Source organism: Xylanibacter ruminicola (assembly GCF_900142525.1).
Lineage (GTDB): Bacteria > Bacteroidota > Bacteroidia > Bacteroidales > Bacteroidaceae > Prevotella > Prevotella ruminicola_A.
This window is the reverse complement of the sequence record NZ_FRBD01000015.1, coordinates 77,300-93,398: the sequence shown is the minus strand read 5'-3', so window position 1 is coordinate 93,398 and position 16,099 is coordinate 77,300. Positions and strand designations below refer to the sequence as shown.

Genomic DNA, 16,099 nt, shown 5'->3' with positions numbered 1-16,099 from the left:
CATTACGACAGACCTTGATTTGTGTTCGCAGAGTTCTTGGACGAGCCAAGCGGCTTTCAGCCGAGTTGTACTCCGCAGGCAGTTGCTCCTGCCGCGCCTAACAAGGCCGAGAGCACCGCCACTACGATCTTAACGATCGTCCTCCAGTTCTTCATCATCTTCTTTTCCTCCTTTCTTTAATTAATTTACTTGTTTTTAATTACTTAATCCCCGGGGTTAGGGGTGTAGCCTCCAGTTGGGCCGTCGTCCTCAGCATCCTCAGCGGGCTTCGTGGTGTCCACGTTGTTCTTAGGTGCCTCCTGAACGGTACAACCGCTGATGAAGGCCTTTCGACGCTGACCGGTAGAGTCGGTCTTCACCTCGGGCTGAAACAGCACGTGCAAGCCTTTGATGTTCTTGCTGGCGCTGAACTCGGCTGCCGTCTGTGCACCGCCTTTAGCGTTTTCGATGCCGATCTTAAAGGCTCCGAATCCGTTCAGTTTCACTCGTTTTGAGTTCTGCAGCTGATCCTGCATCGTTTCGATCAGTTCGCTGATAACCGCCAGAATATCGCTCTTCTTCACGGTACAGTTTCGCTGCATGATCTCAGCCAGAGCGTCGGTGTCCACGGTGCCAGTCATTGCTGCCTGTGCGAACCACTTGCCATGAGCCGATGAGTCCTTCATCTTGTTCTGAGATAATCGGTACAATACTGCCATAATCTCCTCCTTTCTTTTACTCGGGATTTGCATCCCTACTGCGTTAATAACTACTTAGGGCAGGCGTTTCCTGCTTGCAGCATCATTTCTCAAATGCACTGCAAAGGTACAAAAAAATAAGGCGGATTCCAAGAAAATCCGCCTCTAGCAGTTAGCCAAATTACTTCTTCAGCACTTTCTGCCCGTTGACAATGTAAATACCATTAGGCAGGCCATCGAGTGAGGTTACTTGATGACGAACCTTGCGGCCACTCAGATCATAGACGTCAAACGGCTCTGGGGTATCAGACTGCGTATCCATATCCTCTAAGCCTGTCATCTCGTCTTCATCTCCAAACATTGAGCGCGTAGCGGCTACGCGGGCTGTTACGGTCAATGTACAAGTGGCACTCAGACCTGTAGCATTAGAAGTACAAGTGATGATGGCAGTGCCTGCACCGACGGCAGTCACCTTGCCCTTACTTGTCACCGTGGCAACCTTCTTATTCGAGCTCTTCCAGGTTACGCTCTTGTCTTCCAATGTCTCAGGATAGACCGTAGCCTTCAAAGTACCGGACTTACCTACCGAAACAGTAGCTTTCGTCTTGCTGAGGACTACCTTTCCGACGGTCAATGTGCAGGTGGCACTCAGACCTGTAGCCTTAGAAGTACAAGTGATGATGGCAGTACCTACACCAACGGCCTTCACTTTGCCCTTACTTGTCACCGTGGCAACCTCTGTATCAGAACTCTTCCAGGTCACGCTCTTGTCTGCCAATGTCTCGGGATAGACAGTAGCCTTCAAAGTACCAGACTTGCCTACCGCAACTGTTGCTTCCGTCTTGCTGAGGTCAACCTTTCCTACCGTCAATGTGCAAGTGGCACTCAGGCCTGTAGCATTAGAAGTACAAGTGATGATGGCCGTGCCTACACCAACGGCCTTCACCTTGCCTTTACTTGTCACCGTTGCAACTTCTGTATCGGAACTCTTCCAGATCACGCTCTTGTCTTCCAATGTTGTAGGATAAACCGTAGCCTTCAAGGTGCCAGACTTGCCTACTGGAACTGTTGCTTCTGACTTGCTGAGGTCAACCTTTCCGACAGTCACCTTACAGGTAGCCTTTGCACCCGTCGCCACAGAGGTACAGGTGATCTTGGCTGTGCCAACACCGACGGCAGTCACCTTGCCCGTACTTGTCACCGTAGCAACCTTCTTATTCGAACTCTTCCAAGTCACGCTCTTATCTTCCAATGTCGTAGGATAGACCGTAGCCCTCAAAGTTCCTGTCTTACCTACCGGCATAATAGCTTTCGTCCTGCTAAGTTTAACCTTGCTTGCTTCTTTCTCTATTATCTTAAACTCATTCCAATATTCAGCAGCCTCGTATGCAGCCTTGCAGCCAGAAGGGACGTAGAGCGTCACCTTACTGGGGTCGTCAACAAGGTAGCTACCCTGAAGGTCGTAAGGTGTTACGTCATTTACCGTGATGGTAGTCAAATTGGTACAGCCACCGAAGATAGCTCCATTTGCCCATAGTTGCACATTCTTTGGAAGTTCAATAGACGTAAGAGCCGTACAATTCTGGAATGTGCCATTATTCAGTATAACACCTTCAGGCAACGTTACCGAAGCCAGATTCTGACAATCCTTGAAAGCATATACCTCGATATCCCATACAGTAGCAGGGATGGTGACAGATGTCAGTTTTGCGTTCGTAAAGGCAGAGGGAGCAATGGCCTGAATAGGGAATCCTTCCGCTGTCGCGGGTATCGTGACAACTCCAGCATAATTGGCATCAATACAACAGGGAGGATTTGTATATGTCTCTGGCCTATTAGCCGCAGCATAGCCTACAGAGCATCCTGTCTCACTTGTCTTACTCATGGACTTACCTGATTCATCAACTACGAAGAACATCTCTACGTCCTCCGATGTCTTGGTCACAAAGAGGTCACCAACCTCAAGAGCCGTTCCAACCGTCTTGCCATTGATGGACATAAGGCGACATTCCTCATTTACAGTTTCTGGCGTATTACCCTCATAATTGATGAGTTTGCCACAGAGCACTACTTCGTCGCCAAGATTTGGCACACGACCGCCATTATAATTCTGCTTATCGAAGTACAAGGTATGATATACGTAGAACTCGCCGTTCTTTGTCCCGTCATCCGAAATATAGAACGTGGCATTGCCGCACTGATAGCCGAAGTTATCTTGCATCCTGCTTACCTTACCTTTGACGTAGAACTCTGTTTCCGTCGGAGTGTCTGCCGTCAGGCCAGCAACAAAAGCATTAGCCTCAGCACAGGTGAAGGGTCTTTTCTCTGTTCCTGGATCCGGAAGAATCATCGCTGCACAATTATCTGCGACATCCTTAGGAATACTATTAGTGCTATCCCATGTTCCACGAGGAGTTGTGCCATCATAAGTCTGGTTTCCTACAATAAGTACGACATCATGAGAATAGAAATTATTCGAGCATGTACTTGATCCGATATACGGGCCAATAACACCTGCTCTATTATCTGAACCCGAATCTCTTGTACCTTTTATGGTGCAACCAGAAACCATGTTGTCACATATCATCGTAGACGACATGTATGAAACAGAGCCGAAAATACCGCCTACGTCGTATCGACCTGTGACATCGCCCTGATTCTGACAATTCTTAACAGAGCATGGCTGTCCTGTTATCAGTCCTACAATGCCTCCTATCCAGAAACCGTCAGAAACAACGTTACCATAGTTTTCACAATTCAGTATTTTACCAGCATCAAGATCACCAGCAATACCACCTGCCATACCATTCTCAGAATTGCAAGTAATTGCACCATAATTCTTGCAATTACTAATAGTACCCATGTTATCACCACAAATACCTGCAACATGATAACTCGTAGATGAAACAGGAGTCTTATTGATACAATTATCAATAGTTCCCTTATTTGAACCAGCAATACCTGCAACATTACTCGTGTTACCATTAATCTTGCAACTCTCATCAATAATAATATTAGCAACTATACCATTCTTGCCAATATAGCCAAACAGAGCCTTGTTTGTCGACAAATTCATGATAGTAACGCCATTACCGTCAAAATTGCCAGAGAAGGCTATGGGCGCCTCATTACCATATGAGTCGTATCCTGCCTTTCCTATGGCCGTATAAGAAACGCCACTGAAGTCTATTTCTTTCTTGGCAACCTTAAAGAAATTGCCACCATACGAGGTTCCTGCATTAACGTCAGTAGCCAGGTTTTTGAAATCAGAAGGATCAAACAGCAGATACGGACTTTCCTCTGTGCCAGCACCCTCTTTGAACATCATCACGGCAATATTGCTAAAGTTATTCCAAACGCTTGCATTGCCATAAACATCCTTACAGTTGCGGCATACATATAGTGTTGCCGTAGCATAATTGGCAAAGGTCGATTCTGCTATAGCTGGCGGAGTTTGCATATATGCATAAACTCTCTTAATCTTGTTGCAAGCAGAGAAGGCTTTATCACCTATGGTTGCTATATTCTCGGGAATAGAAACAGACTCAAGATTTGAACATCCCAAGAAGGCATTCTCGTCAATGGTTGTCAATCCAACAAAGTGCTTCAACTCATAGAAAGAGGTGATTTCTGTATTACCCATAAACAATGTGCCGATAGTTGCCACCTTAGCCGCTTCCCACATACTTAGTTCACCATCGCCATTGACATCCCAATTGGTTAGGCAGATTGCTTTCGCTTTCTCATCTTGGAAAGCAATAGCAGGCGTAATATCAACTATCTGAATATCAAAAGCTGCATCAGCCAGTATCAGACGTTCGGAATTGTCGGTCACTATTCTGATATTCTTGATGTTAACTGTACCACCATCCGACAACTCGGTTGCTTTCAGAGTGATATTGATCAGTTCATCATCATTTTCCGTAAACGACTGTAATGCAAGCGAAGTTGCCGTCAGGCGGAAAGTGTTGTCACTGAGTTTTCCAATCTGTAGCTTTTGTTCTGTATCAGCTACGCGATTACTCAACCTACAATCTTTCTCAATAATGCTGACACCATCCGGTAATGTGATATCCATCTGGAAACCAACCAAACCGTCAGTCGTGTTTTGTAGCTTAATACTTGCAGTATTGGTCTCTCCTGTACGAATCTTGATGTTACCAGCAGAAACACAATCAGTAACTCCTACGGTAGCAGGCAACTCGCTGAATCTTTGTGTAGTAGGAATTGCTTTGGCAACCCTTTCAACATCAGTTTTGGTAATTTTCTTATCATTATCAAAATCTGCCAGGAAGTGAACAAACATGTCAGAAGTAACCAGACCTTTGGTATAGTTTACAATGTCAACTACGTCTAAGACATCGACTTCTCCATCTTCATTGACATCCAAATCAGGATAAGACTTGACAGTCTTGAAATCCTGCCATACAGGAGCCTGTTGAAACTGCTCTAAGCTCCATTGGGAAGTATAAAGCGAAACATTAGCCTTTGTGGGGAAGGCAGAAGTAGATAATGTAAATGGCTCACCTTCTGTTTTAACAGACTTCAACCCTGTGCAATTATAGAAAGCATTATTACCAATAGAAGTAATATTCTTACCAATAGAAACAGTCTTAATACTTTGGCAGCCATAGAATACAAGAGGTTTTATGGTTTCCCAATCATAATTAGCATATGACCATTTGTTATAATATGTATCATAATAAGGCAACAAACAATATGAATCGGTCTCAAAATCCACCACTTCTTTTCCATCCAAATACAAATGGTGGGCAAATGTCAACGGATTGGCTCTATAATCCGCAAAGTCAACATTACACCAACCGCTTAAATTTGATATATCTACACGTTGCAATTGATAACAATCACGAAAAGCATCTGAAGCAACACTCATCAGATAAGAGGGCATCGTTACCTGCTGGAGTTTTGAACAGGAGCGGAACGTGTTCTTACCGATGGTTCTTACCTTATCAGGAATAACAACAGACTCCAATGAAGTACATGAACGGAACGAACTGTTACCTATTGATTCCAGTCCTTCCGGGAGTTCCACAGTCTTTAGGCCACTGCCTCGGAAAGTATATCTGATAATATCCTTCACACCAGCAGGAATCTTAATAGTTGTCAGTCCCGTACAATTGTTGAATACATAGCCGTACTCATCTAAACTTGTATCTTCTGTGCCTATATACAAAAGGCTATTAGGAAGTTCTATTTCTATCAGGTTTGTCTGATTAGAAAAAGCATAGTTGCAAATACAAGTCGTTCCATCCTTAACAACGATCTTTGTGTTCGCAGGCATTGTTCCTTTATAAGTATAAAGCACATTGCCAATATATACCAATCCGTCTGACTGAGCATTAAGCCATGCTGTGTTCAGGAAAGCATTCTGCCCAATCTTTGTAAGGCTGGCAGGAACCTTAAACGATGTCAGATTCGTACAGCCGGAAAAAGCTGTAGTACCAATCGTCTTTAAATTTGTAAAATACTGAAGTTCATTAAACGATTTAATATTGGTGTTACCTTGGAATTGCGTTCCAATCTCCCTAATTTCCTGGGCTTCCTCTTCGCTCAACTCTCCATCACCGTCATAGTCCCAATTGGCAACACAGATACTCTTCACGTTTGCATCGGCGAACTGAATAGTGGGAGAAGGAGAATAATCAACTATATTCGAGGCATTCTTCCAATTGTTGGCCGACTCGTATGCCTCTTTACTACCTTGAGGAACATATAGTGTTATTGTATTTGTACTACTAAAAATAGAACTAGTTAAAGAAATTGGTGTCGGGTTTGCCACTTTAACACTTGTCAAAGAATTGCAGTAGTAAAAGGCATCATACAATATTGTTGATACACTTTGAGGTATATATACAGATTGGATCTTTGAGCCTATAAATGCATAACGACCTATTGTTCCAACTCCGTTAGAAAGTACAACAGATTTTAAGTAGTTATTGTAATAAAACGCATTTTCTCCAATTGTTCTTACTGTAGATGGAACCACGTATGCCGTATCTTTTCTACTGGAAAGATATGCACAAATAGTTGTTTTGTTCTTGTTATATAATATTTGATTCTCAGCACTGAAATAATAGTTATTCGGATTTACTGATAAGCTGGTTAAATTAGTACAACCAACAAAAGCAGCACCATCAATACTTGTAACACTCGCAGGAATTGTGTATGACTTCAAAGACGTACAATGTCCAAACGATGATGCTTCAATTGTCTGCAAATTAGGGAAGTCAATGCTTATTAGCGATGAACAATAATCAAATGCCTGATTCTTCAGCGTCCTGACTGATGTACCTTTTACAGCTGTCAAGCCAGAGAAACCAAAGAAAGCACCAGAACCAATTTCTGAGAAGGTTTTCTTTGTCCCGCTTCCCCCGTACTCAGTATAAATCTCATCCAGATCTAGAGTTCCTTCTATTTTTGAAGAGCCAACAGCACTCCAAGTATCATAGCGACTCCATCTACTATCCCACTCTGTTTCTATTTTCAACCACTGGACTGTACCATCACTCGCAGTCACTTTTGCATAATAGTACTTCTTCTCAGCATACACACTGCCTATCGACAGAAGAAAGCACACATTCAACAATACAAATAACCTTTTCATATCAAATTCCTTTATTATTTCAAGTTAGAATACGCGAAGCGTATGGTTTATCGCAGACAATATATTAAAAATCTTTGCAAAGTTAACAATTTTATCCGTAAGTTCCAAATAATTAACTATAATTCTTTCGTAAAAAGATACATTTCTTTACGTGCGCGCATAGAAACAACAAAATTACAGGGCCAATTGCGTTAGGCTAGTAGAAAAAATAAAAGCATAGCTTTCGCAGGATGAAAGCTATGCTTTCGGGGGGCGAAAGCTATGCTTTTGTTGGTGAGCCACGGCTATTTTGCATCCCTACTGCGTTAATAACTACTTAGGGCAGGCGTTTCCTGCTTGCAGTCATCATCTCTGATTGACATGTGCAAGTGAAGTGCAAGGCGAATGCAGAGCCGAGCTCGCTCGAGCTATGCTGAGCCGCAGCCTTCACTCGCTGATGCAACTTGTTTGCATCGGCAAAGGTACAAAAAAATAAGGCCGATTCCAAGGAAATCAGCCTTATCGAGTTAGCCAAAATGTATGTTCATTTCTTCTGACGCAACAAAAATTTGTTTTTTTTTCTTGCTTATTTCGAAAATAATATGTACTTTTGCAACATCGCTTGTTTGTCATCATAGTTGTGGTAACATGCGTTTTGTTTTATATATTAAAAATATTTCATTAACCGATGAAACGTAAATTACTATTAGGCTTATTGATAGTCTTACTTGGCTCAATTTCAGCAGGGGCTCAACAAAAGCTAAAGTTCTCTGTTTCAAGTTTTGAACTTGATCCTTTTGATACAACCCCTCAGAACAAAGTGTATGAAAAGATTGATGGAAGCGGATTTAGATATGCCATAATCAAGGTTAGTTCTACTAACCCAGATGACAATCTAATGGAGTATAACTTCAATTTCGGGAATCTGAAAAGTATTGTTGAGCAGCACGATAATGAATTATGGGTTTATGTTCAGAAAAACGCTAAACTTGTAACCATTAGCCGAAATGGTTATACAACTTTGAATAAGTACGATCTAAAGACTACTATACAAGATGGAAAAGTGTATGTTATGTTGCTAAATGCAGCAAAACCTGTTGTATATACTCAGATGGTTCAGTTTAATGTAACTCCAGCCAATGCCGGAGCTGTTGTTACTATCAAAAGTAACAATGCTAATTCTCAGGAGGAGATGTTCGGCACTACTGATGTAACAGGTTCAGTGGCAAAGGCATTGCCATTGGGAACGTATACTTATAAGATTATCGCAAACAATTATCATACGTCGGAAGGACGGCTCACGCTGACAGATCGTAATAAGACGCAAAAAGAAATAGTAAATCTAAAATCAAATGCAGCAGAGATGACTTTTAACGTTGATACAGATGCAGATATCTATATTAATGGAGAGTATAAAGGAAAGCGCACTTGGGTTGGTATTCTCAAATCTGGCAACTACCAGGTGGAATGCCGACTGCCTAATCACCATACAACTATTCAGTATGTCACTGTTACGGATGGTAATAATCAAACCGTTATGTTGAGTGCACCTGCACCTATGACAGGAACCTTGGCTATTACTTCGACCCCTCTTGGTGGTAATATCATTATTGACGGTAAAGACTATGGTGTTACTCCCCGGAACATCAACGATCAGATGATAGGCAACCACATTGTAACGATATCTATGGATGGCTATAAGTCAAAGAGCCAGTACTTCAATATCAAGGAAAACGAAACAACAACGGTAGATGTTGTATTGGAATCCATATTAAAGAGGAAACAAAATGCAAGATCCAAAGAGAAGGCTACTAAAGTAGCCAACCAAACAAATGCTTCATCAACAAGTTGTGGATATATACAAGCTTCAGCTCAAGTAGGAACAATGATGGGATATGGTGCCAACGCAGGTGCTTATATCTCTGGTTTTAATATCGAAGCATATGCCACAATGACAATGGCAAAGGAAACAGTACCCATGTACAACACAAGTACTCTTGCTACTTCAGAAGCCAGTATTTCCGGCATGATGTTTGGAGGTAAACTGGGATGGGGAATCAAGGCTGGAGAGTCTGTCAGGATAACACCTCAGATAGGTGCTGGTGTTTTGAATGTGAGTGGAGATGGTGTAGGTAGTAATGCAACTTGTGCTACTGCAGGAGTAAGGGTGGAAATAGATTTCACTAATAATGTAGGTCTAAGTCTTGCTCCTGAAGGTCAGTTTGCAGTAAGTAAAAAAGAGGTATTTAAAAAGTTGGAAGAGGTTTCCAGCAAGATTAAAGGCTGGGGAACTGGTGCCAATCTCCGAATAGGGTTATATGTAAGATTCTAGAAACAAGACTGTTATGAGAAAGATATTTTATTTATTTGCTGTTTGCATTTTGTTTATATCATGTACTGAAGACAATCTTCCGGGTAATATGGCATTTGGAACTCCTCCATCAAATACGCCTCCCCCAGCAGTAACACCAGAGATAACTTCAAGTGAAACAACTCTCAGCTTCAGTGCAAGTGGAGAAACTATATATATTAATGTTAACGCTAATTTTGCCTGGGAGATAATTTCAGTCCCCTCATGGATAAGCATATCCCCCTCTAATGCAGCTAGTGGCAGCAGCACTATAGCTATTGCTGCCGAAAGAAACATTACCCCTAACACTCGTACAGAAACAATTATATTAGGAGACAAAAAATATGCTACAGTTTCTATCACAGTAAACCAGGCAGCTGCAGCAGAAATCTCTAATAATTATTATATAGTAGGTATTAAGGATTGGGTTTTAACGGCTACTGAAAAAACGCTTAAGTTTAACCATAGCAATAAGGATGTTTACGAAGATCCTGTATTCTTTATTGTTGTAGATGCAGCTGAAGAGGATACGTGGTTTGCTATTGGTGATGATAAGGCCTGCGATGCGATTATTCAGAATAACGACTGGTCTCTGCTTTTGGCTCCGAAACCGGGCACTGGTAATAATGGTACATCGGGCTCTCTTGATAGTCGTAGCAACCTCTCTGACAATGATGCCGCTTTCTTTATCCCTGCAGGCCATAAGAAAATCCGTGTGATTATAAATATGCGGGATTACACTTATGAGGTCACGTCATTTGATTTTGCACCATATTTTTATGTAGTTGATGAAAATGGTGGGTGGAGCAATAATAATCGCCTCTTTGATTCTACTGGTAATGGTAAGTATATAGGCTACTACTATTTGAATGGCAATTTTAAGTTCAAACCAAATGCTGAGGATTGGGTGGATGACCTTGAGTATATTGAAGGCAACACGCTTGGCGGTACACTTACATATTTTGGAGAAAAAGACTGTCCAAATCCAGGTGAAGGATTCTATCAGATAAATCTGGATGCTCAAGCCATGAATTATACCTTGACAAAGGTAGATGCCATAAGTGTTGTTGGCGAATTCAGTGGTTGGGATAATGACGTTGACATGACCTATAACAAAGAAGCCGGTTGTTGGGAGACCACACTTAATTTAGATGCAACCAAGTTAAAGTTCCGTATGAATCATGACTGGCTTTTCAATTGGGGCTGTGCAAATGAGGATGGACATCATTTTGATGATTTAGTCCAGAATGGTGAAAACCTCATTATTGATGAGGCGGGCAGCTATAAATTCCAACTTTATATTAGTTACGAAGGCAATAATAGAGTGGTTGTAACTAAGCTTTAAGGTTATAGATTATGAGAAAACTATTATTTGCAATTCTGCTGATATTTCCAGTTATTGTGATGGCTCAGAATTGGGACTATATACGCGAGTCGGGCGAATACTATTATGGAGTAGGGTATGGATCTAATGAGGAAGAAGCCTCTGAACGCGCTATAGCCGATTTGGTAAGCATGATAGCGACTAACGTATCAACAGAATTCCAGTACCTGATGGATGAGCAGAATACTAATGGTCAATTGGAACACAAGTCAAGAGTGCATAATTGCATCAATACATATTCTAACTCTACATTGATGAACGTGGAAAAATGGGTTGTTGGCAAGGAGCCAAACATACAGGTGCGTCGTTATATCAAACGTTCGGAGATGGCAAAGATTTATGAAGATCGTGAAACGAAGGCTCGCGATATGGTTAAGATTGCCGATGAAGCTTTGAGGAAGAGTAAAATCGACATGGCCCTGCAGTATTATTACTGGGCTTACTCGCTTGTTCGCTCAGTACAACGTCCAACGATGGTTAGAGATGCTGAAGGAAATGTGCTTGTTAATTGGATTCCATTAAAGATTGAAAGTATTTTGAGTGATATAAGTGTGAAGTTTGACAAGCGTGATGGCGATTGTGTTGACCTATTATTCTATTATAACGATAGTCCCGTTTCAAGTCTTGAATTTACATATTCTGATGGCAGGACTGATTGCTTAGGGTCGGCCAAAGATGGACGCGGCATGATAGAAATGATACCAGGTTACAAGACAGACACTTATCATATTAATATTGAATACGAATATAAAGGCCAGGCTCGTGGCGATGCTGAGATGCAGAGTGTTTTAGGAGTTATCTCAAAAAAAATCTTCAAGAATGCAGAAATTCTGGTAAAAGAAGATGCCAAGGCAGAAACAACACAAGCAACGCCGGTAATGACGGGTGTAAATCTAATGCCATCTGAGCAGCAGGTTGTTCAAAAGAAAGACGACTATGTAGATATAATTGCAAAGGTAGCCGAAACAATTAGAACAAAGAACTATTCGGGCGCATATAAATACTTTACCCTTGATGGGTTAGAGATGTATAATAAACTCATTACTTATGGTACAGGACGTATTGTGGGTACCCCCAATATAAAGTATTTTAAAGGTGCTAATGGCAATGTTGTGGCTCGAGGATTGCAGATGTCATTCTCGTTTAAGTCGGGTACAAAAAAGACTTTCGTTGAGGATGTCGTTTTTACCTTTGATAAGGATAAGAAAATAAAAAATGTTGCTTTCGGGTTAGGGGATATAGCCGAAAACGATATTCTATGCAAATATGCCCCAGGTTGGAAAGACGAGACGCGAGAACTGATTATGGAGTTTATGGAGAGCTACAAAACTGCATATTGCCTTAAGCGACTTGATTATATCAGGAGTATTTTTGCAGATGATGCAATTATAATCATTGGCAATGTGGCAAGGCCGCGATCTAAACAAGCATCTAATCAGGAACGTCCTGTGTCACTTGAGGGGCAAAATGTAATCCGTTATAACAGATACTCCAAAGACGAGTATCTTAGAAACCTGGAGCGTTGTTTCAAACGTAATGAGTTTATCAATATTCGTTTCTCTAATAATGAAGTACAGTGGTTAGAGAAATACGATAAGGAAGAATTATTTGCTATCCAGATAGGGCAGGAATACAATTCAACAACTTATGGCGACAAAGGTTATTTGTTTCTACTTGTAGATATGACAGATCACGATTCGCCCCAGATTAAAATCCGCACTTGGCAACCCAATGAGGTGGCGATGGATAAATTGTACAACGCAGGTAATTTCTACAGAGAATAGTTTCATGATATCAGATATTGACTTTGAAAGATTGACATTAGACGTTTGCCAGGTGGCACGCCAGGCTGGTGAATATATTAAGAACGAGCGCGCTAACTTCTCGGTAGACAGGGTTGAGCGCAAACATGCCCACGACTATGTGTCGTATGTCGACAAGGGCTCGGAACAGATGATTGTCAAGGCACTACGGGAGTTGTTGCCCCAGGCAGGGTTCATCACCGAAGAGGGTACTACTAAGGACGATGCCGTGGCTAATACTGATGCTGTCGCCAATCAGTTGCCGACATATACCTGGGTAGTAGATCCGCTTGACGGCACCACCAATTTTATTCATGGCTTTGCACCTTACGCCGTAAGCATCGCACTCTGCCGAGGTCGCGAGATTGTTGTGGGTGTTGTCTACGAGATTGTAAGCAACGAGTGCTTCTATGCCTGGCAGGGCGGAGGAGCGTTTGTAAACGCCAAGCCTATTCACGTGGGCAATAGTCCTATCGGCGATGCCCTGTTGTGCCTGCAACTGCCTTACAACAGCGATGCCTATAAGCCCGTCATAAAGCGTTTGATTGATTATTTCTACGGCAACGTGGGCAGCATACGTATGTTGGGCTCTGCCGCCATAGCGCTATGCTATGTTGCTGCCGGCCGACTGGATGCCTATGCCGAGCGATATATCGGGCAGTGGGACTATATGGCTGGAGCGCTGATTGTCAAGGAGGCAGGCGGCCGCGTTACCAACTACGATGGCGATGACTATTTTATGGAGGGCGACAGTGTTGTAGCCACCAACGCCATAGTTCACCAAGACATACTTAAAGCAATAAAATAGTTCCCTGTTGGCGCGATGCCAGCAGGGAACTCTGCATTTTGGTTGGTGCTCCTTAGATTTGAACACCTGAGGCAGAAAGAAAATGAATGGCAGATTCCCGCAAAAATATTTTGATAATTCAAAATTTGTTCGTATATTTGCAGCAGATATATTAACTCTTTTGACACTATTGAACATGAAAAAAAGTATTTTAAATTATCTTTCACTCGCCCTGACTATAGCTGCAGGCGTGAGTGTTTCATCGTGTGTAGAGAGCGATAATTCTGTTTATCCAGACTCATCAAGCATTACTGAAACCATCACTCACACTGAGCCCACTACCGACCAGATGAGCGTTACGGTGACAGCAAATCTGCCCACTGCCGTTCTTGGCACAATCGAAGAGGGAACCACTGCGGCAGCACTCGTAAAGCGCCTGCCCAAGACCACTGCCAGCGTTGATGCCGACACGCGAATGATGGTTATTCCAGGCAGCTTGTTCGACAATTTTGAAGAACAGAATGGCCTTGAGGTTATGAAAGATGCAGCCCGACTCGCCATGAAAGGCGGCTACGTTTGCTTAACAACTCCAAATACCGAACAGGTCGGCGCATTTGCACTTACTTATTTATATGCACTGCTTACACTTGAAGAGGAATTCTTTGAGCAAATGTTCGATGTGTCAAGCGACGAGGCCGCTGCTTCCGCACGCAGTTCGCAACAAGTTGAACGTTTGAAGACACGTATGGCCACCATGAAGAATGTAGCCAGAACCAGGGGCGAAAGCGATGATGATGACGCCCCCTTTGCTGAGATGATTATCCTTGGTCCGAACGACTACTTTATGCAGGCCCCGTTTGAGGAGGAGTTCACATCTTATGTAAGCGAGAGCGATGAAGAAGGCAACACTACCGAGGAACAGGCTGTGACCGGTAAATCCGAGCGTACACCCGCCATTAGCGGTATGATGGCCGATGCAGCTGCAGAGTGGCTCAACGACACCGAGAAGACTCAGGAGGCTGCCGCTGCCCGCGCCATGACTCGCGGCACAGGCACTACAAACATCAACGAGCTGATGGATGCCAGCGAGACATTCACCTTTACCGGCAATATTAACTTTCTTGCCTGGGACAACCGCTCTAGGATACGCTACAACCGCGTAAAAATGAAGGTAAGTTCGTGGGGAGTACACAACATGGAAACCAATAAGGATTACTACTATCTTAAGCAGAACGTCACCCTCTGCATGGGTGAACAGGATGGTTGGAAGATTTTCTACCCAGTTAGCAAGTCAAACACATGGTACGAGGCCACCAACTTCGGCGAATACAACAACTGGTTTGGTGCATTCCTCTCGAAGTACGAAACCTCGATGAATCTTTCGGGCGACGGCAGCATACACCTGGAAGCATCGGCACCTAATACCGACAATAACGCGTCGAACACCACCGTCACTACGGGCTCGTCGTACTCTCAGAGTGAAACTGTCGGCATCTCATGGGGTGCCAGTGGCGGAGCCAATATGAGCGGACCTATGGGCAGTATAAGCGTTGGTGGTAGCTATTCGGTGGGTACCACTACTGGTAATTCGTTCTCTATTGGCATGCAGCAATCCAACAAGGAGCTGGGTGTGAAGAAGAATACATCGGGTACTAAAGTTACGTGGACTTATACCGGCGCTCTGCCTAAGTATTACGAGAATGTGGGCAGCACCATCTACTACTGCCACCAGAATCCTGCCGCAATCTTGGTGAACGATGCCGACGTGACTCAGGAGATATGCTGGTCGGTTGATTATCCATCAGGACAGTACGCCGTTAACATTACGTCGTCTCCACAAACTGCAGCTTTATTGTTTGTACATAAGGTTCAGAATGGCTATAAGAATGCCCCTAACAAATACGTTTACGACAACACTGGCGGAACCACCTACTCACACGATCTTATAGAGCCTAACCGAGCTATGCAGTCGTGGCGCATGTATGTAACCATCGATGAGTGGGCAGCATCGCCAGTTGTAGGTGCTCAGGGCGAGCTTGAGTCGAACATCCGCAATGCATTCCCCGACCTCTATGCCAGCAACTTCAAGATTGCCGACAAGACTGCCACCAGTCTTAACACCATTGGTTTTATTGTCAAGAAGTCGAAGGACATCATGAGCAATAACGTTGACATCTTGCAGAGTTATGCCAAGTCGTGGGGCATCAAGAAGTTCACCATCCACTGGCGCTGTGACGATCGCAACGTCACCACCCGCGAAGGCTTCACCGTCACCGCCGAGTGATCAAAAATAAAAGCATAGCTTTCGCAGGATGAAAGCTATGCTTTTACAGTTCAAAAGCTATGCTTTCGGGGGGCGAAAGCTATGCTTTTGTGGGGCGGCTTGGATGCCGTTGTTCCAACTCACGTAGCCAGGCGCGCTCGCGGCTGGGCTTGACGTAGTACAGCCACTTGCAGTGGTTGCACACGCGGCGCCTTGTGCCCGTCTTCATGAG

The 16,099-nt window shown here is 43.3% G+C and carries 8 protein-coding genes; 5 read left to right on the top strand and 3 right to left on the bottom strand.

Features of this window, described 5'->3' with window-relative positions:
- Nucleotides 1-56: 56 nt before the first annotated feature.
- From BUB86_RS17670 to BUB86_RS10600, 3 genes are all read right to left on the bottom strand, one after another.
- A complete protein-coding gene (locus tag BUB86_RS17670; protein ID WP_254795149.1) occupies nt 57-155 on the bottom strand; it encodes a smalltalk protein in 99 nt (32 codons plus the stop codon).
- A gap of 48 nt (nt 156-203) precedes the next feature.
- Nucleotides 204-698: an HU family DNA-binding protein gene (locus BUB86_RS10605; RefSeq protein ID WP_073209289.1), complete on the bottom strand. Its 495-nt coding sequence runs from the start codon at nt 696-698 to the stop codon at nt 204-206.
- Nucleotides 699-858: 160 nt separating this feature from the next.
- A complete protein-coding gene (locus BUB86_RS10600; RefSeq protein WP_081373208.1) occupies nt 859-7,302 on the bottom strand; it encodes a leucine-rich repeat protein in 6,444 nt (2,147 codons plus the stop codon).
- Nucleotides 7,303-7,969: 667 nt separating this feature from the next.
- Here BUB86_RS10600 and BUB86_RS10595 point away from each other — a divergent pair.
- The 5 genes from BUB86_RS10595 to BUB86_RS10575 all read left to right on the top strand — a co-directional run bounded on the left by BUB86_RS10595 (nt 7,970) and on the right by BUB86_RS10575 (nt 15,888).
- On the top strand, nt 7,970-9,613 hold the full coding sequence (locus BUB86_RS10595) for a PEGA domain-containing protein (protein WP_073209285.1): 1,644 nt from the start codon (nt 7,970-7,972) through the stop codon (nt 9,611-9,613).
- 13 nt (nt 9,614-9,626) lie between these two features.
- Complete coding sequence (locus tag BUB86_RS10590) at nt 9,627-10,976, top strand: BACON domain-containing protein (protein ID WP_139261563.1); 1,350 nt, start codon at nt 9,627-9,629, stop codon at nt 10,974-10,976.
- An 11-nt stretch (nt 10,977-10,987) separates the two neighbouring features.
- Nucleotides 10,988-12,799, top strand: coding sequence for a hypothetical protein (locus BUB86_RS10585; protein WP_139261561.1), 1,812 nt, complete (start codon nt 10,988-10,990; stop codon nt 12,797-12,799).
- A 4-nt stretch (nt 12,800-12,803) separates the two neighbouring features.
- Nucleotides 12,804-13,625: an inositol monophosphatase family protein gene (locus tag BUB86_RS10580; protein ID WP_073209278.1), complete on the top strand. Its 822-nt coding sequence runs from the start codon at nt 12,804-12,806 to the stop codon at nt 13,623-13,625.
- Nucleotides 13,626-13,800: 175 nt separating this feature from the next.
- Nucleotides 13,801-15,888: a hypothetical protein gene (locus BUB86_RS10575; protein WP_073209276.1), complete on the top strand. Its 2,088-nt coding sequence runs from the start codon at nt 13,801-13,803 to the stop codon at nt 15,886-15,888.
- The last annotated feature ends 211 nt before the right edge of the window (nt 15,889-16,099 follow it).

Coding starts and splice junctions, on each gene's coding strand:
- BUB86_RS17670 (WP_254795149.1), bottom strand. CDS start 155: ATGAAGAACTGGAGGACGATCGTTAAGATCGTAGTGGCGGTGCTCTCG.
- BUB86_RS10585 (WP_139261561.1), top strand. CDS start 10,988: ATGAGAAAACTATTATTTGCAATTCTGCTGATATTTCCAGTTATTGTG.
- BUB86_RS10595 (WP_073209285.1), top strand. CDS start 7,970: ATGAAACGTAAATTACTATTAGGCTTATTGATAGTCTTACTTGGCTCA.
- BUB86_RS10575 (WP_073209276.1), top strand. CDS start 13,801: ATGAAAAAAAGTATTTTAAATTATCTTTCACTCGCCCTGACTATAGCT.
- BUB86_RS10580 (WP_073209278.1), top strand. CDS start 12,804: ATGATATCAGATATTGACTTTGAAAGATTGACATTAGACGTTTGCCAG.
- BUB86_RS10590 (WP_139261563.1), top strand. CDS start 9,627: ATGAGAAAGATATTTTATTTATTTGCTGTTTGCATTTTGTTTATATCA.
- BUB86_RS10605 (WP_073209289.1), bottom strand. CDS start 698: ATGGCAGTATTGTACCGATTATCTCAGAACAAGATGAAGGACTCATCG.
- BUB86_RS10600 (WP_081373208.1), bottom strand. CDS start 7,302: ATGAAAAGGTTATTTGTATTGTTGAATGTGTGCTTTCTTCTGTCGATA.